This is a genomic window from Alkalibacterium psychrotolerans, from assembly GCF_054784355.1.
On the sequence record NZ_BAAGPH010000047.1, the window covers coordinates 1 to 22,630 of the forward strand.

Below are 22,630 nucleotides of genomic sequence, written 5' to 3' on the forward strand. Positions count from 1 at the left end.
GACTATCCGAAGACATAAACCGAACGTATTTTCGAATACGTGACGGTTTAGTTCAGTGAACCCTTTTTTATGAAATTAGGTTGTCTATTTATAATCTATTCTCTTGACTTACCACCATAATGCTTACATGAATAATTTCAACAAGGAATTAAAATCATTTATAAACAAGCAGTATAAAGACTATAAAAAAGATTTATTTTCTATCTTCATATATCGCTGTACTCTCTTTACAAAAAAAAATGGATATACTGGTTTAATGACTCCAATGGTCTGGATGTTTATTTCTTCCTATGAAAAATTAAGGAACTATATTATCAACCACAAGTCTATTACAAGTCTGGTTCACTTAGAATATTCTGCATTTAAAGATGCGACAGTCCCTCTATGCACGTTTGTATTAAAAAATGAATATTCAGAAGAAAAAGGGACATATATTCGCTTAACTGAATTTACTGGCGGAATGCATGTGCAAGAAGAGAAGTACTTAGAAGCTAAAAATGATGCTCTGACTTTATACAGATACGAAAGGGATTCAAATGGTTTCAATAAGATTCCTGGCAGTATAATCGCATATTGGGCAGGAAATACTGTTTTTAAAATATTTGAAAACAGTAGAAAAATCGAGAATATATCTACTACTCGTATTGGGATGGCAACTGCAAACAATGAGAGATTTATGCGCTTATGGTACGAGGTTAATGGCAATAAGGTCAGTTACAATTCTAAATCAAGAGAAAAAGCGAAGGAGTCTGGTATGAAATGGTTCCCATTCTCCAAAGGAGGTAGGTATAGAAAATGGGCAGGCAATCAAGAGTATTTAGTTAATTGGGAAAATGATGGAAACGAGATTCGAAATTATAAGGACGAAAAAACCGGACGGGTAAGATCCCACAATTATAATCTAGACTACATCTTTAATCAGGGTATAACATTTACAGCTATTAGTAGCAGTAGGTTTGCATGTCGTTATATTGATTCTTCTTTATTTGGAAGTGGTGGGTCTGGAATATTTAGCAATAATATAAACGAGTCATACGTAATCCTAGCTTTACTAAATTCTAATGTGAGCTATTATTTACTACAATTATTAAGTTCTACTATGAATTTTGAAGTTAATACAGTAGGAAGTCTACCGTATATTTGTATTGGAAATAACCTGGTAATTGATGACATCACTAAACAATGTATAGGAATATCGATATGCGATTGGAATTCTTTCGAAACGTCCTGGGACTTCGAAGAACACCCTTTCTTAACTCACAAAGAGGATGCTTCATTGATTAAAGACAGTTTTAACAACTGGAAAGTGATTGCTGATGAACGCTTCTATCAACTCAAAGAGAACGAAGAAGAACTGAACCGTATCTTCATAGATATCTATGGTCTTCAAGATGAACTGACTCCTGAAGTGGAAGAAAAAGATGTGACAGTGAATAAGGCAAAGCTGGACCGAGACGTTAAGAGTTTCTTATCCTATTTAGTCGGCATCATGTTTGGCCGGTATTCACTTGATAAAAAAGGTTTGGCCTATGCTGGTGGAGAGTGGGACGAAAGTCAGTATACGTCTTATAAACCAGATGACACCAATATCATTCCACTGACTGAAGATCAGTATTTTGAAGATGACATCATGAATAAAGTAGAAGAGCTGGTCAGTTTAATTTACGGAAAAGAGACGCTTGAAGAGAACCTTCGTTTCATTGCAGAAGCACTTAAAATGAAGAGTAATGAAAGTGCGAGAGACCGCATTAGACGCTACTTCATGAAAGAGTTTTATAAGGATCATTTGAAAACCTATCAGAAACGTCCGATATACTGGCAGTTTACGAGTGGGAAACGAGGCGCATTCAAAGGCCTCATGTATCTTCACCGGTACCATAAATATACCGTTGCTCAGCTCCGTACCGAGTACATTCTGCATCAGGCCACAGTTCTGGACAACCTTATCACCCACGAGCAACAAGTCATTGGAGATGAAACCAGTTCAGCCACGCAAAAAGCTCGGGCACAAAAGACGATCGATGAGTACACAAAAGACCGGGCAGAACTCGCCAAGTACGACCAAATCATCGAACACGTCGCCAGACAGCAAATCGACCTAGACTTGGATGACGGTGTAAAAGAAAACTATGAACTATTCCAAAATATTGAAGTAACAGATGACACATCAAACAAACCGAAAAAACAATACGTCTTTGAAAAAATATAACAGGAGGTGTTCACTTGGCTGAAGAGTTACTTTCTCGTATTGAAACCTTTTACGCTTCACCATTGAAAGACGTGGAAAAACGAAAAATCTTATACTTGTTCGACCCTGAAGAAGCATATGCTGACACAATCAAGACGTGGGCAGAAGAAACTGATGCTGTAGAACTTTTAACAGTTACCACTCACAACTTTTTTCAAACTAACTATCTGATTGAAAAGGAGTTTAAGGACACGCATCTCTTTTTGTATTTTTCCATGGAGAGACCTCGTATGGAAGACAACCCGCTCCTAGATGTTCTACTTTACAGTGAAGAACTGAAAGTTGATGCCTTAAGCCAGTTGTATCTGACTTTAGGTATCGATCCTGACAGTGAAGAGGTCACAGCGATCATCAAAGAATACCCTGTCTTTTTTAGGGCCAAAAACCGAATCAGCCAGTTCAAGCGTCTATATAATGAAAGTCCATATCACACAGGAGAAGTTGTCGAGTATGCCGTTTTTGCTGCGTTGACTAAGGCGCCAGCTGCGACATGGATGGCTGTCTTGATCGAACTCTTTGAAGAAGCGGCTTCCAAAGAGAACAGTAAGTGGGACCAGCTCGTTAAATTTGGAGACGAAAAACGGTTCTGGACTATGATCGACCAGTTACTAGGCTACAATAAAGACACGAGCATGAATGGCAGCTTATCCGTCCACGAGCTCATGCATCAGGTCTTCCTCACCTATTTAGGGACGGAACTTGGCCAGTCTATGCCAAAAGAACTTAAACCCTACATGCTTGAAAAAAATAATCCGATAGTGATCTTCATCAATCAGTGGATGAATACGAAAAACAAAGAATCAGCCTTTTACTTTGTCTCCACAGTCGTTGAAAGTGCATGGGACTTTGATAATCTCTTACATGATCTTCCAAGTGAAAAGCTGTCTGAGTGTGAGACATTTAAATGGTTCGACCATGAACTCATCGACCGATCTGTGCAATCAATTCAAATGCATGTCAGTGATAGTGACCGATTATTGCCGATCCTAGCTAAACGACGCAACACTATCTGGTTCGACCACTTTACAATTAGTTATACCTTCTTGAAATGGGCGATTCAATTGAACCATTACACAGAAATCTTTGAAGCCGACTGGCAGGGGATGGCAGAAACGCGTGAACTTTGGCAGTATTACAGTGACCAAGGTTATCACGTGGATACTGCTTACCGTAAAATTACTGAATTCTATGATGACCTCGATTCTGACCAAAAGGATACAGTCAGACCGGTAAAGGATCAGATGGAAAGACTTTACGTGAACCAGTATCTGAATGACTTTACAAAGAAATGGGACATGTACTTCAAAAACACCCACACTTTTGATTCAAACAAACTGCAGGCTAACTTCTTTGATAATGAAGTGAAGCCTTATCTAGCTAACGAGAGGCGTATTGTTGTCATTATTTCGGATGGCTTACGCTATGAGGCGGGTAAAGAGTTATACCAAGAGTTAACAAAAGAGAAGCGGTTCAACGGAGAAATCGACTGGATGCAAACAGAACTTCCTTCTATTACTTCGGTTGGTATGGCAAGTCTGCTTCCACATCACTCACTAGAATTTCAAACAGATGGTACTGTCTTAGTCGATGAGATGAAAACGATAGGACTCGCTAACCGTGAGGCTATATTGAAAAAGAATGGCCATCCTGAAGCCCTTGCATTAAAAGCGACAGACATTGATCAAATGACTAAGGACCAGTTAAGAGAGACGATGGCTGGCAAGAAGCTGGTATACGTTTACCATAACAAAGTGGATGCTATAGGGGATCACTTACCAACGGAAAACGATGTTTTTAAAGCAACGAGGGATTCAATCAATGACTTGATCCAATTAATGAATCGCTTAACAGGGGACGTCAGTATTGGCGCCTTCTTGGTTACCGCAGATCATGGCTATCTCTATACACGATCTGCTATCTCAAGCAGTGATAAAGTTTCGGTTAATAATAATTTAGATGCCTGGGTAAAAAATAAACGCTTTATATTATCTGAAAAAGAAGAGGATCATTACAGCGGACTGAGTTTCACCCTGTCAGAACGTTTAGATAATACCGGCTACATCACAGTACCGAGAGGCATGAACCGGTTTGCACTGCATGGAGGCGGCTATCAATATAGTCACGGGGGACATCTGCCACAGGAAATGATGGTACCTTTACTCCGAATCAAGACAGACCGCAGCCGTAACGAAATACCTGAAGTCGATGTCTCACTGATCAGTCAGACACGGACGATCACAAACAATATTGTCTGGTTATCTTTCCTTCAAACAGAGCCGGTGTCAGAACAGAAGAAAGAGAAACGACTAAACCTTTATTTTGAAGATGACAAGGGCAGAAAAATCTCTAATGAATTAACACTCATTGCAGATAGAGAAAATAAAGCAAGTGATGAACGTGTCTATACGGAAAAGTTTGTTCTACTCAACGAATCTTACAGCTCCATTGATACGCATTACTTTGTTATGGAGAATGCGAATGATGAAGAGGATATTATTAAAGAACGGTTCAAACTAGATTTGATTGGATGACGTTTGAAAAAGCGAGGGACGAAATGAAAAAATCTGAAGAAGAAAATTTAGAGGACGTAATTTACGGAGAAAACTATTATTTCATCGCCGGTTATACCAGCGGCGGTGCGCCTTATAGCATAACTATGGAAGAAGCCAGAGAACAAGGACTGCTGGAAGAAAATGAGTTGAGTAATGATGAAGATGATGAAGATTTAGAGTTGCCGTTTTAATTACAAATGACCTTCAAGGGAGAAACTATAGTCTCCAGTTGAAGGTCATTTTAATTTATGTTGATCTCTATTATCCACGTTGATAGCACTCAATAAAAGCAGTTCCTTTATACCAAAAGATGAGAGAGTACCAAAATCTTTGCCGCTAGAATTATACAATCAAAAATGTTCCTTTATACCAAAAGATGAGAGAGTACCAAAATCTATGACCTTCATTGCATCGCCATAATTCAGTTCCTTTATACCAAAAGATGAGAGAGTACCAAAATGCGATTACACAGGGAAGAAAAAGCAAGGGTTTGTTCCTTTATACCAAAAGATGAGAGAGTACCAAAATAAGGTTTTCTAGATGATAACAAGGATTATGGTTCCTTTATACCAAAAGATGAGAGAGTACCAAAATTGCGATTCTTTCTGCTCGAGTTCGTCCAGGGTTCCTTTATACCAAAAGATGAGAGAGTACCAAAATCACGAGCCCCAATCAGTTCCGGGTCTTTGTGTTCCTTTATACCAAAAGATGAGAGAGTACCAAAATCCTTTCTGTCATTTGTGTCTGATTCCCGCCGTTCCTTTATACCAAAAGATGAGAGAGTACCAAAATTATTTGCTATCGACGAGCCGATACAAGTAAGTTCCTTTATACCAAAAGATGAGAGAGTACCAAAATGGCGGTTTCGTGAGTTATCCGGTAGTTACAGTTCCTTTATACCAAAAGATGAGAGAGTACCAAAATTGCATTTATATTGTCAGAAATTCCTGACCAGTTCCTTTATACCAAAAGATGAGAGAGTACCAAAATCAATCATGGCAACAAATGCAACGGCTGTTGTTCCTTTATACCAAAAGATGAGAGAGTACCAAAATCTACAGGTATAGAAGCTAATGTCAATTATGTTCCTTTATACCAAAAGATGAGAGAGTACCAAAATGCCAATTTCATTATACCTTAGATTCAATTACTGATTCAATGAATCGTTTATATTCTTGAGGGATCCCCATGAAATCAACTTTTAAGGGCAGTTCAGTTACATAAATCATTAAGAATACATAGATGAAATGTCTTAAGTTATCCACAGATGAATTAGATAAATCAATCGTTTTATCCTTACTGTTTTCCACAATAGTTATATACCAATTTAAGGAGATGTCAAAATCTTTTTCATCGAACACAAACGGCAAAAGTGATGCAATTTGTTCCTTTTTTCGACTGATTAATAATTGGTTTATTATTCTATTCTTATAGATCAAATTTGTAGTTCCATCAAACGAAAAATTACCAACAAGTATGAAATAACTAGATTGTCTTTCGAGTAGATTGTAAAGTTCACTTAATTCTTTTTTGCCTAATACTTCTTCAGGATGAATAAGTATGAAAATATGTCTTTTATCTGGAATAAATTTTCTGGTCAAGTTAATTTGCTGAACCATTCCATCTAGCTGACTTCCCATGTTGGTTTTCCACTTTAAATGTTCTTCAACTATTTTCTTTGGAAAATCATCCAGTTGAATTTTTTGAGAATAACCGAGTTCGTGACTCAATAATTCAACTTCTTCCTGTAATTCTTCCCAACTATCAACTAGGTTTTTATAGAAAGGAGAGAGTTCTAGATAAGCAGTAAACAAATTTTTAAGATTAGACTTTGTATTTACTGAGTCAGTAGAGTGATATTCATCAGAATAAGACAAAATGTTTAAACAATAATCATTAACATTAAGTTTTTCTTCACCTTCATAAATATCAATTCTTTTGGAGTCAAATGTTTGCCTAAATAGCTCAATTACTTCCAGCCATTTATCTACTTTTCCTTTTAACAAGGTCACTTCGCTCATTAAAAGAGTAGTAGATTTGGAATCATCGATTCGCCATTCCTTCATAATATCACCATTGTATTATCAGTTAATGTTTGTTCGGTCAGCGTCTGGTCCCCGACAAGCAAGTACATTTTATTGTACTGTTTTTCTGTTACAGCCATTGCTCGAATTGATCCATGCTTTGGCAAATTATGTCTTAGAGTCATCATATAAGTATCTAAAGAACTGCGGTTAGGAAATATCTTTGAATAAACTGAAAACTGAACCATAGTAAAGCCGTTGGTAATTAAATATTTTCTGAACCTCGCATAAGTGCGCCGTTCACTCCGTGTATTCATTGGCAAATCAAAAAATAACATTAAACGCATAAATCTATATGGCGATCCCATTAGCTGGGTAAACCAGTAAATCGGGATTTTCTTCATCCATACTTTTAATAAAACTCTGGATGAGAATAGATATAGCATTTAATAGTGTCTGTTTTTGATTGCCAATCAAAATTTTATTATTGCTAATTAAATACACGAGTTTTTGTTTTGTTTTCATGTCTAGGTAATCTTTTTCATTCATTAATACAGCTATCCATAGATCTATAACAGGTCTAAATGGTTCAATTAAATCATCTGCTAGATTAAATGCATTGTATTGATTCGCGTGTCCAATACCAAGACCCGGATGTAAGCCAGAAGCAATTAGGCTGCGTGCGATAGTCGAGCGCAATACAATATAACCATAGTTTAATCCTGAATTAATGCCATCTAAGCTGTTACGATCTCGAATAAAAGAGGGGCCAAAAAGTTCTTTAAAATACAGCTTTGCCGCATGACCTTCACGGTTAGAGTGATCAGCTTGCTGCACCGTTTCTGCCAAACTATATAATTGATGGATCACTGGCTCATTCCGCTTTAAATGAACGAGAACTGAGGCTTGATTATAAATTTTAATCTGAATGATTTGTTTCCACATTTCTTCCATAGTATCAGACGACCAATTGATTTGTTTTTTTAATACTTTGGAGGATTGATGATGACTGTGAGGGGAGAGCACATAAGAATTAGGTAAATGTTTGTCATCACAAAAAACTAGTAAAATATGATACTTAGATAATTTATTGATAAGTCTACCCGTTACAACGGTCTGCTGATTATCGACAATAATTGTATGTATATCAGACAGAGGGATAAGAATTTCTGATTCGTCACGGACCACCTTTAAATTATCCAAATATAACTTTAATTGGTCTGCCTTTTCAATATATACAATGCGCCAACTCATATTACTCACCTCTTTTAATAGAATTAGATACCAAAAAAGCCCCAATTAAGGGGCTGATCTGTGATCTCGGCATAAAGCCTTTTTTTGGTAGGTTCTCTCAACCTTTGGTATAAAGGAGTCCTCCGTCGAGGACATCTTTATCATAGCAAGAGAACACCCAGATGTAAACCCTTTATTTTATATAGCAGGAATTTTATCCTGAAATTTTTCTTTTTCGACTAAAAATTCATTTCCTAAAACATCAACATTATATTTTTTGATTTTTATAAATGAAGATATATATACTGTAAGTCTATCTGATGATATGGCATTTACATCTTGTAACTCTAACCTACTTAATTTGGGATTATTGTCCCCCCTAAACAATTTGTCATAACCCACCAACACTTTTTCTTTTTCACCTGTTTCTGGATTCTCTAACTTTTCGTATTTGCTATAAGAAATACGGTCATTTTTGTAGAAACTATACTGGAATTCGTATGAATCATCGATTTGTTTGTAAGAAGCAGCAAGTCCTTCTTTGCCGTAATACTTGTCTTTATCTAATACATAATAATCGCCTTCCTTTTTAAACCAGTTGTACGGAACACCCAAGTATTTATATTTACCGTCTTCGTTCATATAAACATCAATGCGGATGCTTTTTCGACTGAGCAGCACAACATCTCGTTTGGATTCAGGAAACTTATGAGAAATATCGACATGAATACCCAGTTTATTATCCAGATACTTTAAGCCTTTAACAGGCACTTTGCCATCTTTTTTAATATAGCCATGCTGCTTTTTAAAATCCTGAAACGGGTTATCGGCATGACTGTGTTCCTCGATTATTTTCATTAGCAGTTGCCAGGTTTTAGGATCATGCTGCGCCATTAAAAAACTGTCGGGATTTTTATCAATCTTTTTCTTCAAAGCATCAAAGCTTTTTTTATCTAATGCATAGATATCTTTTACTTTTCCTACGGTATGTTTTTCTCCGTCTTTAACACGCGTAGAATAGAGGGTCTGATTAGTCATCGTCCGATTAGGCTTTCGGTCTACTTTATGAGAATATTTCACTTTATTTTCATAACTTCTTAAACGATTAATAAATTGAAGAGTAGGGGAGCTGAAAATTTTCTCTTCACTAATGATTTCCCCGGTTTCTTTATCAACGACTATACCTTCTCGGTTAAAGTCAACAGCATTTAATTGTTTTAGAATAGGTGTCGCTCCAACTGCAGCTACGATTAGTGCATCGATAGCATGATGAGCATGACTTTCATCTCTATCTTTATGAAGTCGTGCACGCCTTCTTAAGGCTGAAGTAAAGCTACCACGGATGGATAAAACTTTGGTGTCGATTTCGTTATTTGCATAAAAAGTTCGAAGGTTTGAAGAAAAACTTCTCATGGCGTATCGTGTATCAACCAAATTACGACTAATAAATTCTTTTTGAATTTCTGGATCTCGTTGAACATCTCTTATTTCGAGTAAATAATTGAGTTTTAACTTTGAAATTTTCTTAGATTGAAACAGGTTAGTACAATCAGCCTTAAACGTATCAAAAGAGCGGGTGGCTTTTCCGCTAGTAAAGTATTGATGTGGAGTCTTTTGTCCTTTATGCTGGTTCTCCTCACGAAGACATAACACTTTATTTTGCTGGCTATCATCAAACGAATACGAGAGAGGTATGATATGGTCAATCTCAAAACGAGACATATCATTCACTATGTCCTGTGGCAAAATCTGTCGGCCAGAGTAGATACACTTATAGTCCTGCTGATCCATTAATTTTAAAGCCATCATCTGATTCCCTTTGAGTTTTAGTTCTTTTAATTCTTTCACCTCTAAGAGGTTAGCCATCTTTTTCTCAAACGCACCTATTCTTTTCTGAGCATCGTTGTATTTTCTTTTGCCTTCATCGCTATTTTTTTCTCTAGCCATTTCCACCACAACGTAGGCTAATTCACCGTGCTTTTTGCGTACTGCATTCGTTATTTTGATTGCTTCGCGGTGGGCACGTCTTGCAACAGTACTTAGTATTGCCTCATCATCAAACTGAATGCTTGAGCCTTGCTGCAGTTTTTCCAAGCGAGATTTTCCTAGCCCATGTTCGGTGAATAATACCATCTGATTTTTATTTGTTTCCCATAGCTCAGGTAAAATCAACTCCATACTTTTTTCGATAGGGCATGATACTCCTTAAAGGAGGTGTCTTGAATCAATGCCTGAGCAACTTCTGCCAAACCATCACCATAGGTATCATTGAATAAATCTGTTAATTGTTCTTGTCGGCGGGACATACTTTTTTCGGCTGTCAGAATTTCAGCTATTCCATCAAGTAAATCTCTATTTTCAAAAAAGCCATGAGGCAAATCAATATCTTTCAGTAGATTATTTAATTGTTTAAATCCCGTGAATTCAGTAAAAATCGGCTTATTTGTTTTCATATCCAATCGTGCACCTTTTATATCCAACTCATTAGATAGGCCAATAGATTTTGCTATTCTTTTCAGAGTTAGTTTAGTGCCCTTTTTAGCAAACACATTTATCAATTCTGTTTTCTTTTCTTGAGGTAGTGCAGTCATTTCTCCCGTATCATCAGCTGGATAGCGTATATTATTTAAATCATTAAGTAAATTAAAGAGCTCAGCAGTATACGCTTTTTTGGGTATACGCAGCTCATCGGTAAAGTAAGTTCCGCGACCTCGCATTTTATTTATCATGGTTTCATTTTGCAGAACTCCGTATTCATCAAAGAACCATTCACCATAAGGAGTGGGGGACTTTTTGGAACCAGGGCCCTCGTAGTACTGTCTGCGACTGCTAATTAAATCTATAGTTCCTTCAATAAAGTCATCAGTAATCATACTATGATACGGCCGCTGGAAAGCGAGTAAAGCTTTGGCTTCATCGATATAGTCACTTGTTTTAAAGCGATTAGTATGGTCTCTGACTGGTTCACTGTTTTTTAATTTAGCATATTGAATATCGATAATATAAGCTTCTTCTAGTTTTTTAGCATTTCTTTTAAGCTGTTCCTTAGTTGACAGTTCATTTCCGGATGTTTTTTCATCTTCTTCCGGTGTATCAATCGTTGTTCCGCGTCGTTTAATCAAGTGATAAAGAGCAGCCGCAAGTTCCTGTTCGCTTAATTCTTTCCTCAAACCGAAGTAACGGCTTTTGTATGGATCTATATTTTCTATTTGTGTGCATGACAGTCCGTTTTCTTCAAGGAAATCCCTAGCCCGTTCAAGTCGATGCTTACGCCGACGCTTAAGACGTCTGGCTCCACGGAAACTTCTACGTTCCTCATTGGCATTACGCGTAGCTTCTTCAAAAAGCCTTACACCTGCATTGATAATTTCATTGGTTTCTTTGTTAATTATTCCCCAACCCACACTTGAAACACCGATATCAATTCCTAATACTAAATTACTCATTCATTATCCTCCAGACATATTTTTTTATATATTTTATTGTAACATGAAAGGGATTACAATTCGCTTATCAATTATACTTTATGCGATATATAAATGGTATACTTTAATTAACTTACATAATATTACAATAGGAGGCATTGAATATGGAGAATTCTTCTGTTTTGCAAGTAGAGGTTAAGTCATACCAGTCTTTAGCTGATTCAGATTTTAATCTCTATAAAGCTATTTTTGATATCGAAAATGAAATTAATTTATTATCCAGTCAGGCTGATAGGAATGANGAAGTTGACCAGTTTGTTGTTAAAACAGCAAAAATGCTTGGGTCAAAATCTAATGATCTAGAATCTTCTGTTCGCTTTCTTGAAAATAAATTCCCGATTCCAAGCGACGGTAATACTGCAGATTTAGGTGGAAGCCTTCAGCATCATCTACGTGATTTTGCTCATCATCCTACAATAGTTGGTCTAATGTTTTCTCTTTTGACCCAATTTACATATAAGTCATATGGAACTAACACAATGGGGCAATTTAAGGTGGTTGATGTTCCTGAAAGAAGTAAAGTGTTTATTGGTGATGATGTCCCGTCAAAAATTTATAAAGGTACAATAACATGGTTTTTCCACCTTGTGAGTGACATGGCAGGGTCAAGTAATACAGTAGGCAAAAGTGGCGGTACAGGCATACCCGGTCCATTGCTTTCAATAGCTAAAGAGCTATCTGTTTTACCTTTTTTTAAAGAACTAGTTGTTAAAGATCGCTCACTTTCTGTCTTTTTATCTAAGTTGTTTAATGGTACTTTACTAGCAAAACGAGATCAGAATGGAAACATAATCAAAGGAGAAGAACTTCGCTTCGATTTACGAGGCGAGATGGGGTTAGGAATTGAAGTCAGCCGTCAGGCATTACCAGTAATTGCAAATGAATGTATGGTGAGAAGTTTTTACTTTATTAGACGACTGGGTCTTGAAATGCAGAAGTGCCCAATTCATTCAGTGAGTGATTTAAAACAAATTGAATGGGAGAGTGTTAAACCAACTAACAATCCTACTCTTAGCCGGATGCTTATAATTTCAACTGGCGTGTTTACCTCAATAGATATTGGGGAAGCTTTTATTTCTCAAAAAAACTGGATAGCTGTTAACTATATAGGCGTAGGTCGATTTATGGTTGCTGTAGGTTCTGAGATTTCTTGGGGATTAAGCAAGAGAGACTTAGTAAATATTAGAGAAATATACAAAGTTATCGAAAGAAATACTTATTCAGAAATAGATAACAACATTAACAATAGGATTGGTGAAGCTATGACTGAAGATAATTTTGGGTTAACCTTGGAACAAACAGAAATACTTTATAATCTAGAATACTACAAGACACTGAATGATATAAGAACTACAAAAACACCCAGAAAAACAGAAGATATTAAAGTTTTGAAACATTTATGGATTAACGAATGGAAAGAAACCATGAGTAAAAACTTTGCAGGCTTTGTTAATATTCAGGATGCTGAGCTTAGATGGTTTACAGAAGAAGAGTTAAAAAAAGTCATCGAAACTAATCAACCAACCAATAGATGGTTTAAATTAGTTTTATTAGAGGTTATGCTGTTCGAACCTTATTATACTTTGGAATTGGAAGAAGATAATAAAGGAAAAACTAAACCAGACAACAAATACAAAATAATTCAAAATAAATTAAACGGGTACAATAAAAAAGCAGGGGATCATTTCATTGATTCATTTTTCGTTGAGAGTTATTATCCCAAAAATTATATTTTCAGGTTGCGTAAAACATACAATAAAATGATCAACGAATTAAGCGAAACTTTAAAAACTGCCCTGTTATCACTTTCAGTAACTTCTCTTATAACTATTTTAACGGTTGTCACAGCAGGTGCCTTTGCGCCAGCTATTGCCGTTACTTTGGTTGGATCTAAATTTGTCGGACTCAGTGGAGCTGCTTTAACTGCTGCCTCACTTGCTTATTTAGGTGGCGGAGCTGTAGCTGCCGGAGGTGCCGGTATGGCAGGAGGCACTATAGCGATAGTTGGTGGTGGCGCTCTATTAGGAGTAGGCGTTGGTACGAGTGTTGGTGGAGCCGTGGGTGTATTTGGACTACTAGGTAAAAAGAATACTATTAAACAATCAGCTAAACTACTAGTATCGATTAGAGAAATCTTTCTAAATGATGAACATGATACAGCTTATTCTAATACTGTTTATGAACAATACGTAAGTAAAATAATGGAAATCGAAAAAGGTATAGTTGAATTAAATATGCAAGTTGACGATCTGACAGGACAAGAAAAGAAACAACTTCAGACTAAAATTAAAAATGCTGAAGAATCAGTAAAAGCAATGAAAATCGCTAAAAATAGTATGAAAAAATTTATTAGTTCATTCGAAGTTGGTAAGGAATACGAATAATTGTAAGTGAATGATTCATATAGAGAAGTAACCGAAATTGCACAAATCGCTTGAGAATATAAACTAATCACCAAAAAGTCTATGACTCAAGTCAACTGTGAAGTGTATAAAAGCAATTGACCTTATGACTAGAAGCATAAACCAAAAAAGCTTATAATATAAGTAAGAAAAGAAAAGCGTTGGCCCATCCGGATTAATTCATCTCACAACTTTATAGCAATTTGTTAAACTGAACATTATTCATTGCTGATAATAGACAGAACAGACGATGCATTATAAAGGAGGAGGTGTCATTATGTCTAGCAAACGGTACGAAGACATAAAAAGAAAATCCGATAACAACGTGGAGCTTACGACGAGTGAGCATCATGAGCTATTAAAATACGACGCCCCAGAGTATTATGACAAACTGACGAATATTTTAAATAATTGGGAAGACATGGATCAAGATGTTTTTAAGGCGTTATTCGATCAATTAGAACCGCAGGAACAGGAATACGTAATGGACTATGTCAACACATGGGACGACCCGATTTAATAAGTTTTAGTATTTTCAAATGATTATGTCAAAGCACTCTAATATTCGTTTATAAGCCGGCCAAGACTAGATTGCTTAGACTTGGTCGGGTTGTTTATTAATGAGTGCTGTCTGGGTAAAGACCAGAAACTGAGAAAAGGAGAGTAAAGCATTTGTTGAAAAAAGAAGTATCTGCTGTACCTGGATATGTAGCAGAGTGGTATGAGAATGCATTCTTTAGTAAGCATTCAGAAATTTCTAACGCTTTCTACAATGCAAAAATGCGTGCTATTAGAAGTACCGCAATGACCTATTTTAATTTTGACCTATTAAGCGACTGGGAGACGTCCTTCTACCATGAACCTCCAGGAAATGTCAGCGAATGGGTTTTGAATAACCGACTGGTAACCCTTAAATTTATAGTCTTAAAGTAATTGAAGCAGTGTTTATTTTTGAGTCTACTGTAGTTAGATAATTTATTTTTTTAAATTCCAACTTTAGGAGTGATCCACTTGCCAAAAGAACTGCTTTTAATCCGTCACGGTAAAGCTGAAGATCGGAATGCAGATAAGAATGATGTCTTAAGAGAGCTGACTGAAAATGGTAAAGAAGAGTTTTCTGATTTCTTAGATACCGTTGGTGACAATCTTAATACAGATAAAGACATTGTGGTTTGGACAAGTCCTTTAATACGGGCTAGGCAGACGGCTAATATTTTCACGGAAGCTTTTGACTTAGACAGTGCAGAGAAAAAAGAATTCATCGCTAATGGGGACTTCAATGCAATGACTACGGAAATCAGCAAGTTGGGATCTGACACAAGAATAGTCTGCGTTGGTCATGAGCCGTCTTTAGGCTACTGGGTAGAAGAGCTGACCGGTTCCGAGTATTCTATTAAAAAAGGCGGCATGGCTCTTATACAATTGCAGATGAATAATCCGACTAAAGGAAAGCTCCTGTGGGAAAGCAATACAAAAGTTTCCGATAAAATAATGAATGGTGAGTTAGTAAATGCACAGGAAAAAAAGGAGCTATCATTAGAAAATCTGCTTAGTCAAGTGACAGAAAAAAACAGGCATGACACGATTGTATGGGGCGAGGATGTAGGAAAAGAGAAATTCTAGAAACCTCCCAAGTTCTCCACTTATTGAATACCAAGAATATTCTTTTCCTTTTACGAGAGGAGACCTTGGACTATAGAATCTTAGAAGTTGAAGAGGGTTTTGTCAGATTCGTAATTTAATATGCATTTGAGAAATTGACTCAGTCGGTAAGTAACGATTGAGTCTCTTTTTTTAATGACAGAACTTCTTGTTCTTTCCCTTCAATAACTATGCTAAACTTAACTTAAATAATTTGGCTGCGGCTAAAAAAGGACTGTTCATATGGCGTTTAATAAAGTGAAAGAAGCAGCGTACCTCACGGCGGAGAATTGTGCCCGTTACCGTGTAATTTTGCGCTATTTTTATATCCAGCATGAACGTATGAGAGAGTTTATTTTTCCTGAAGAAGTGATGACTCATGTGAGAAGTCAGGATGGGTTTTCTGACTACGAAGAAGATAATCTGCATATTGATTTGAACCAGCTGGTTAAATGGGGAAACTTGACTCCCAGACAAGAATTGGGCAGTTCGAAGACGATAGAAGAGTACAAGAAAAAGAGATTTCGGTATCAGCCGACGCCTTATACCATTGAATTCGAACGAATGCTCACTGAAATGGAAAACAAAGAAGAAGTATTCGGTGGCGTGCTCGAGCGGACGCAGTTTAACAGGCTGTATAGCTATCTGCAGGAAATGGAACTAGTCGTTTTGAAGAATAAGACGATTGCGGATGAGGAAGCAAATCAGTTGTGGGAAGATATTCAAACGTATTTCCGCCAGATTGTTGAGAATACGTCAGACTACATTGGCTACATCAGCAGTGAAGAAGTTGAAGAACGAATGAAAACAGAGGCGTTTTTAACCTATAAGGATCAGTTTACTGCTTATTTGAGGGAATTCATTAGAGCGATGCAGTCGACGTCTGAGCAAATCAGAACGATTCTACAGCAGTTACAAACGGAGCATCTGTATCACTTTTTTGAACAGGTCTGGCGCCACAAAACGCAGGCTAGACTCGAGGAAGTCGATGTGTCGCACGAAGCGAAACCGTTTGAGGAGTACACCGGTCGCTGGCTTGCTGTTCAGTCATGGTTTAGAGGGACGCAATCCTATGGAAAAAGTGAATCAGAGATGCTTTTGGAGCGGACAACTGATGCTATTCGAAAAATAACGCAAGTTGTTCAGCGCATGGGGGAGCGCAACCAGAATTTACGCAGTCGTCGCGAGGAATACCTTCACCTGGCCAGCTGGTTCAGCGAACTGGATGACATAGAAGAAGCCCATAAACTTTATGCAGTTGCCTTTGGGTTTGATCACACAAGGCATTACTTTATCGACCAGAATCCTTCTGACAATTTATACACCGATACATGGGAACTTGATCCAATGATTCACACCACTAAACCGATGATTCGCACATACCGCGAAAAGACCCGGGCCAATGTTGTTGTTGACCGGTCAAAAGAAAGATTGCAGTCCAAGGAACTATTTTTGAAAGAAAAACAGCTCGAACAAAAATGGATTGAGCAGTACATTAAAGGTCAGAAAATAGAACTGGAAACGATTAGTTCTGTTCAGCCGGCTGTAAGGCAGATTTTCTTGAACTGGATAGGTAAAGCCATGGGTCATAAAGACCGGACTGTTCAGACTGATCTCGGCTTGAAAATCAGGTTGCATTTTAAAGAAGGCCGCATTAGTCTGAATGCTGAAGACGGAAGCATAGATATGCCCAATGTGTGGTTTGAGATAATCGGTAATGAAGGAGGGGATGGTCATGCTTGAAACAGGGTTCAATGAGCATCAGCAAACTGCTTTAGGTTTACTGTTTGAAAATTACTGGATACTCAGGCAAGATGAACCATCTAATTACCAGCTGATTCGAGAAAATGAAAAGGCACTTAGACGGTATGTTTCTGAAAAGTTAGGCTATTCTTTAATCATTCATAAAGATTTTATCAAGCTGGAAAAAGTTCCAGTTAATCCAAAAAGCTGGATGGGCATACAAGACTTCCAGCAGCCAAGGGATTATGTCTTGTTTTGCTGCGGACTGGCTTATCTGGAAAATCGCTCAGTCGAGGACCAGTTTCTCTTGTCAGAACTGGCAAAGGACTTAGAAGAAAGTTACCCCGGCTTAATAAAAATAGATTGGACGAATTATCAGCACCGTCAGTCTCTTGTCAGAGTACTCAAAAAGATGGTCGAGCTGAACTGCATTCGAGAAGTGGACAGTTACTCCGGTGGGATTGAGGAGTTTGCCCGCTTTGAAGAACAGGAAGTTCTCTATCAGGGAACCATTTATTCGCGTTACTACATGCGCAACCATCTGCATTCACTGAAAAGCTGTCAGACTACCGAAGATATTTTAAAAATGGACTGGGAAAGAAGTCAGGATGACACGAGAAGAAAACGGGTGTACCGCAAGTTGCTAGTCGAGCCTGTCATGTACCGAACTGAACTCGACGACGAAGACTTTGACTATATCAGGCGCTACCGTAACCGAGTAAGGGAAGACATTGAAGAACATACCCCCTTTGAACTAGAAGTCACAAAAAATGCCGCTATGGTGACTCTTCCTGAACCGAAACAGCTCTATGAAAGCTACCCTGACCGCAAAGCTTTATCGTTAGTCAGCTTGCACGTTCAAAGTTTTCTCCGCCATAACCTGGAAAAGTTTGAAGTCAGCGCGTTTGGAGACATTAGATTGACTGATGCGCAATTTAAGCAAGTCATTGAAGATGTTTCATCAGAGTATAAGTCAGGCTGGAGCATAGAATACAGAGAAAAAAGTGGATTAAAAAAAATCGCAGGAGATGTGTTGACTCATTTAATTGAGTGGTCTTTTGCACGAATAGAAGAAGAGACTGGTTTAATTGTACTGATGCCGGCTATAGCACGTATGAAAGGACAGTATCCAGATGACTTTGAGGAGGAAGCAGATTAGTGATAAAGAATGAAAACAAGTGGGTAATTAATCGAGCCGGCTTGTTCAACTACTGGTATTACGAAGATGAAGTGTTTGATTTCGCTGAAGGTAAGCTTCTTTTAAGAGGAAACAATGGGGCAGGTAAATCGGTCACCATGCAGAGCTTTTTACCTGTGTTACTCGATGGATCAACTCGCCCGGAAAGGCTAGACCCCTTTGGTTCCAGAGCCCGTCGCATGGAAGATTATCTGCTAGGTGAAAAAGAGGTGACAGACCTTGATGAACGAACAGGTTATTTGTACATGGAATTTAAACGAGAAGAATCCGATCAGTATATCACAATCGGAATCGGACTGAAGGCGAGAAGAGGTGCCCAGCTTAACTTCTGGGGATTCATCGTGACAGATAATCGTCGAATTGGTAAAGATTTTAATTTGTATAATTCAGAGAAGCATGAAGGCGAGAACGTTAAGATTCCTCTTTCGAAAATTCAAATGCGTAATCAGCTGAATGATGGTGGACAGCTGGTCGAGACTAGAAAAGAATACGCCAGTCTAGTGAACCAGCATATTTTCGGCTATGAAACAATTGAGGAATACGAAGATCTCATTAAACTGCTTATACAGCTTCGCAGTCCTAAACTATCAAAAGATTTCAGACCGACCGTTATTTATGACATTCTGGAAGAAGCTTTACCCCCCTTATCCACTGAAGACTTGCGTCATCTGTCTGACACGATTGAACAAATGGATCAGACTAAGCAGCAGCTCGAGCAGCTGGACCGTGAACACGAAGCGATTTCAACACTGAACAAGGCCTATACGAATTATAACCAGAAAGTGCTTTTTGATCAGGCAAGCGGGTTTAAAAGAACAACAGATAGTTATCAATCGGAGGAAGAAACGTATACGACGAGACTCACTGAAAAACAGGCGCTTGAAAATAGATTAACTCATTTGGATAAAGAGCTAGCCAATCACGAGATAGAAAAAGCTGCGGCAGATAAACAGCGTCAGCGCTTAAATCAGCATAAAGTATGGGATCTGGAAAAAGAATACCTTGAAAAAACCGAAGAATTAAATCAGGAAGTACAACGATTAAAGCAGGCCCAGTTGCGTCTAGATACTGCGCGTAAAAAAGAGTATGATTCACGCGAACGCCTTGACACCTTGGATTTAAAAGGGCAAAAGCAAGAAGAAGCGTTGACTGACTTACTCGCGGATATGGCAGACAGTGCTGACGAGGCTTCTTTTCTTAATAGTCATGAGTTACACTCAAAGGACTTTACCGAACAAATGAGTACTGCTTTTGCCTTTGAAGCGTGGGATAGACAGGCTGATCGTCACCTCAGTGCGCTTGAAGACGTGACAGATAAACTTCGGGAACTAGAGATTTTAAAAGACTCATTTAAAGTAAAAGACCGTGAATTAGGAGAGGCCTCCCACCATTTAGATGACAGGCAGCTTGAAGAGCAGGACTGGCTTGACTGGCTAAGAGAAGAAAAGAATAAGCAGTTAAACGCTATATACAATTGGGTTCAAGATGCCGATTACCTGTCAGTGCCTGAAGAGACCATGCAGAAAATTTCCAGGGCGATGAGTCAGTTGTTTAAGGATTCTCGCTATGAAGATGTCCGTGAACCTGTGCGAGAAAGCATTAACCGCTATGAATCAATTAAGCGAGAAGAAATAGCTAACCTGCAAGCAACTATCACAGCACAAAACAAGTTGTTGGATGAACTGACTCTTGAATTAAATGAATGGAAGAATAAAAAAGACCCTGATCCAAAAACGCCCGATTTAAGTAAAGAATTTCGTGACGAATTAGTACGTAAGGGTGTTTCAGCGGTTCCTTTATACAGTGCTGTTGAGTTCAGGCCTGATATTGGTGAAGAAACGCAGAAAAGAATTGAAGCAGCTTTACTAGACTCGGGACTTTTAGACGCGTTAATTACGAATGAAGACGTTGATGTCTTACATGACCGTATTTTAACACCTAACCCTCAAATGATGGCCTATACTCTGGCAGATATATTAAAGCCCGATATAGATGATTCGCAAGGTATTTCAGATGAGCATGTGGACCAGATTCTCAGAAGTATCTTGATAGATGAGTCCAGTCGTGAAACATTATCCATATCAGAAAAAGGGTATTATTCTATTGGTTTAATGAGAGGGCACGCATTACCAGTAGATACTGTCCGCTTCATAGGAAAACAGGCCCGAAAAAGATACCGGGAGAACCAAATTATTCACCTCCAGGATTTGATTGAAAAGGAAAATAATCAACTAAATGTGTATCAGGACAAGCAAGATCATTTAAGAAAGCTGATTGAAGAGGCAAGGTTTGATTTTTCTAAGTTTCCTGATGATAAGGATTTAGCTGAGGGTCATAAGCAGCTTACTCTTATTCAAAACACGATTTCACAGTTAACTAGACAGATTGAAAAACTGTCAGAAGACGTGAAGGCTATCGGATCCGATTTACATTCAAAGAAACAGATACTCATACAGGAAACGCGCTCCTATAATCTCGAACTTTCTTTGATTGCTTATCAAAGTGCCGTAAAGCAAATGCGTCAGTATGAAAAGGATCTCGGAGAACTCAAACGGGTGCACGGAGAGCTGAAAAATATTATTGTCAGACAAGAAGAACTAATTGTCAGACTTAATGAACTGGAAGAAGAGTTAATCAGCTATAAAGGGGACATTAATGTTTACAAGAGTAGCGTTCAGCACCTAGAAAAAGATATTGAGTATATCAATCAGCAAATTGAACAAGAAGGGATTAGTGATATACGCAAGCAGATCAAAGAGACTCAGGAACTGATTCAAAAACTGGAATCGTTGATTAGTGAAAACAGAACAGAGAAAGCCTCTAAAGCTAAGGAAATAGAGTATGTAACTAAAGATATCGCGAAACAGGAAGAAAGAATCCATTTCTGGGAAAAACTTAAAGAAGCCTGGGCAAGTTCTTTCTCTAATGAGTGGGCGAAGTCTTTACATGACTTCAATGAGACTACAAACTTTTCTTTAGGTGAAAAAGCTCGAGTAGTTCTGAATAATTTTCACCATTTAAAAGATCAGGACATATCGAATCTAATTGGCCGTTTGTCACGCGTAAGAAATGATCAGCTAGACAACCTTATCGAGTTTAGTCCTAGCCAGCGAACCGACCGGCTTTCGATTCCAGAATGGATGCAGCCAACACTGTCCAATAATGAGTTTGACCTTTTAGTAAAAGAATGGCAGCGTGCTTCTCAAAGAGATGTCATTGAATGTCTTTACCTTGCCAAAAGAGTGAGTCCTTATACAGTTGAGAAAGAATTAACCACGCTTAGAGACCGCCAGAAAGTATACTTGGACGAACAGGATAAACGGCTTTATGAAGAGATATTGTTCCAATCAGTCGGAAATAAACTGCGCTCACGTATCGGTCGAGCCGAACGCTGGGTCGAAGAAATGAAAGAGCTGATGGAAGCCAGAAACGACTCGTCTGGTCTACTGTTTTCGATAAGGTGGAAGCCAAGAACCGCTGAAACCGAAGATGAACTGGATACCAAAGAACTAGTAGAGCTGCTAAGATTAAATCCGCGATTTTTAAAAGAGGAAGATATAGACAAAGTCACTAAGCATTTCCGTACAAAAATCGAACGTGCAAAGAGTTTAATGGATGAGTCAACAGAGCTACAGACTCTTCTGCAGGTCCTGAAACAAGTCCTCGACTACAGACGCTGGTTCTCTTTCGAACTGAGTTTCCAGAGAACAGGCGATAACAGAAAGCGGCCTCTGACAGATAACCAGTTTTATAAGTTCAGCGGAGGCGAAAAAGCTCGAGCGATGTACATTCCTTTATTTATCGCAACATACTCCAGATACAAGGAAGCTCATCACTCTGCACCCTACCTTATTTCATTGGATGAAGCCTTTGCTGGCGTTGATGATAAAAACATTGCGGATTTATTTGAAGTGGTCGAAGAATTGAACTTTAACTATATTATCAATTCTCAAGTACTTTGGGGAGATTACCCAACCGTTTCCAATTTGGCCATCTGTGAACTTTTCCGCCCTCAAAACGCTGACCATGTCGCAGTTATTCGCTACTTATGGGATGGACGAAAACGGTCATTAATTTCTGAACAAAGTGAAGCAGGTGAATAGA

12 protein-coding genes, 1 pseudogene and 1 CRISPR repeat array are annotated in these 22,630 nt (G+C 38.1%); of the genes and pseudogenes, 9 read left to right on the top strand and 4 right to left on the bottom strand.

Going from position 1 to position 22,630, the window contains the following annotated elements; all coding sequences use genetic code 11:
* Positions 1 to 127: 127 nt before the first annotated feature.
* The 3 genes from pglX to ACYVLS_RS08580 are packed head-to-tail and all read left to right on the top strand — an operon-like array spanning position 128 to position 4,991.
* Positions 128 to 2,209: a BREX-1 system adenine-specific DNA-methyltransferase PglX gene (gene pglX, locus ACYVLS_RS08570; RefSeq protein WP_460323580.1), complete on the top strand. Its 2,082-nt coding sequence runs from the start codon at positions 128 to 130 to the stop codon at positions 2,207 to 2,209.
* A 14-nt stretch (positions 2,210 to 2,223) separates the two neighbouring features.
* The gene (gene pglZ / locus ACYVLS_RS08575) at positions 2,224 to 4,779 is read left to right on the top strand and encodes a BREX-1 system phosphatase PglZ type A (protein WP_460323582.1); all 2,556 of its coding nucleotides are present in this window, start codon (positions 2,224 to 2,226) and stop codon (positions 4,777 to 4,779) included.
* Positions 4,776 to 4,991, top strand: a complete 216-nt coding sequence (locus ACYVLS_RS08580) for a hypothetical protein (protein ID WP_460323584.1) — start codon at positions 4,776 to 4,778, stop codon at positions 4,989 to 4,991. The genes pglZ and ACYVLS_RS08580 overlap by 4 nt, the downstream gene beginning before the upstream one ends.
* A gap of 101 nt (positions 4,992 to 5,092) precedes the next feature.
* Positions 5,093 to 5,920: a CRISPR direct-repeat array (repeat unit 36 nt; unit sequence GTTCCTTTATACCAAAAGATGAGAGAGTACCAAAAT).
* A gap of 10 nt (positions 5,921 to 5,930) precedes the next feature.
* Here ACYVLS_RS08580 and ACYVLS_RS08585 read toward each other — a convergent pair.
* The 4 genes and pseudogenes from ACYVLS_RS08585 to cas9 form a co-directional block, all read right to left on the bottom strand.
* Positions 5,931 to 6,866: a hypothetical protein gene (locus ACYVLS_RS08585; RefSeq protein WP_460323586.1), complete on the bottom strand. Its 936-nt coding sequence runs from the start codon at positions 6,864 to 6,866 to the stop codon at positions 5,931 to 5,933.
* Positions 6,863 to 7,270: a CRISPR-associated endonuclease Cas2 gene (gene cas2 / locus ACYVLS_RS08590; RefSeq protein WP_460323588.1), complete on the bottom strand. Its 408-nt coding sequence runs from the start codon at positions 7,268 to 7,270 to the stop codon at positions 6,863 to 6,865. The genes ACYVLS_RS08585 and cas2 overlap by 4 nt, the downstream gene beginning before the upstream one ends.
* On the bottom strand, positions 7,176 to 8,078 hold the full coding sequence (gene cas1 / locus ACYVLS_RS08595) for a type II CRISPR-associated endonuclease Cas1 (RefSeq protein ID WP_460323590.1): 903 nt from the start codon (positions 8,076 to 8,078) through the stop codon (positions 7,176 to 7,178). The genes cas2 and cas1 overlap by 95 nt, the downstream gene beginning before the upstream one ends.
* A 177-nt stretch (positions 8,079 to 8,255) precedes the next feature.
* Positions 8,256 to 11,503: pseudogene (cas9, locus tag ACYVLS_RS08600) on the bottom strand (type II CRISPR RNA-guided endonuclease Cas9).
* Between the two features lie 2,718 nt (positions 11,504 to 14,221).
* Here cas9 and ACYVLS_RS08605 point away from each other — a divergent pair.
* From ACYVLS_RS08605 to ACYVLS_RS08630, 6 genes are all read left to right on the top strand, one after another.
* The gene (locus ACYVLS_RS08605; RefSeq protein WP_460323592.1) at positions 14,222 to 14,464 is read left to right on the top strand and encodes a hypothetical protein; all 243 of its coding nucleotides are present in this window, start codon (positions 14,222 to 14,224) and stop codon (positions 14,462 to 14,464) included.
* Between the two features lie 152 nt (positions 14,465 to 14,616).
* Positions 14,617 to 14,877: a hypothetical protein gene (locus tag ACYVLS_RS08610; RefSeq protein WP_460323594.1), complete on the top strand. Its 261-nt coding sequence runs from the start codon at positions 14,617 to 14,619 to the stop codon at positions 14,875 to 14,877.
* A 78-nt stretch (positions 14,878 to 14,955) separates the two neighbouring features.
* Positions 14,956 to 15,567: a histidine phosphatase family protein gene (locus tag ACYVLS_RS08615; RefSeq protein ID WP_460323596.1), complete on the top strand. Its 612-nt coding sequence runs from the start codon at positions 14,956 to 14,958 to the stop codon at positions 15,565 to 15,567.
* Positions 15,568 to 15,828: 261 nt separating this feature from the next.
* Positions 15,829 to 17,328, top strand: a complete 1,500-nt coding sequence (locus tag ACYVLS_RS08620) for a TIGR02677 family protein (protein ID WP_460323598.1) — start codon at positions 15,829 to 15,831, stop codon at positions 17,326 to 17,328.
* Positions 17,321 to 18,487 (top strand): TIGR02678 family protein, encoded by a 1,167-nt coding sequence (locus tag ACYVLS_RS08625; protein ID WP_460323600.1) that lies wholly within the window; start codon positions 17,321 to 17,323, stop codon positions 18,485 to 18,487. Before ACYVLS_RS08620 ends, ACYVLS_RS08625 begins: the two co-directional genes overlap by 8 nt.
* Positions 18,487 to 22,629: a TIGR02680 family protein gene (locus ACYVLS_RS08630; protein ID WP_460323602.1), complete on the top strand. Its 4,143-nt coding sequence runs from the start codon at positions 18,487 to 18,489 to the stop codon at positions 22,627 to 22,629. The genes ACYVLS_RS08625 and ACYVLS_RS08630 overlap by 1 nt, the downstream gene beginning before the upstream one ends.
* The last annotated feature ends 1 nt before the right edge of the window (position 22,630 follow it).

Coding starts and splice junctions, on each gene's coding strand:
- cas1 (WP_460323590.1), bottom strand. CDS start 8,078: ATGAGTTGGCGCATTGTATATATTGAAAAGGCAGACCAATTAAAGTTA.
- ACYVLS_RS08605 (WP_460323592.1), top strand. CDS start 14,222: ATGTCTAGCAAACGGTACGAAGACATAAAAAGAAAATCCGATAACAAC.
- cas2 (WP_460323588.1), bottom strand. CDS start 7,270: ATGCTATATCTATTCTCATCCAGAGTTTTATTAAAAGTATGGATGAAG.
- pglX (WP_460323580.1), top strand. CDS start 128: ATGAATAATTTCAACAAGGAATTAAAATCATTTATAAACAAGCAGTAT.
- ACYVLS_RS08580 (WP_460323584.1), top strand. CDS start 4,776: ATGACGTTTGAAAAAGCGAGGGACGAAATGAAAAAATCTGAAGAAGAA.
- ACYVLS_RS08620 (WP_460323598.1), top strand. CDS start 15,829: ATGGCGTTTAATAAAGTGAAAGAAGCAGCGTACCTCACGGCGGAGAAT.
- ACYVLS_RS08625 (WP_460323600.1), top strand. CDS start 17,321: ATGCTTGAAACAGGGTTCAATGAGCATCAGCAAACTGCTTTAGGTTTA.
- ACYVLS_RS08585 (WP_460323586.1), bottom strand. CDS start 6,866: ATGAAGGAATGGCGAATCGATGATTCCAAATCTACTACTCTTTTAATG.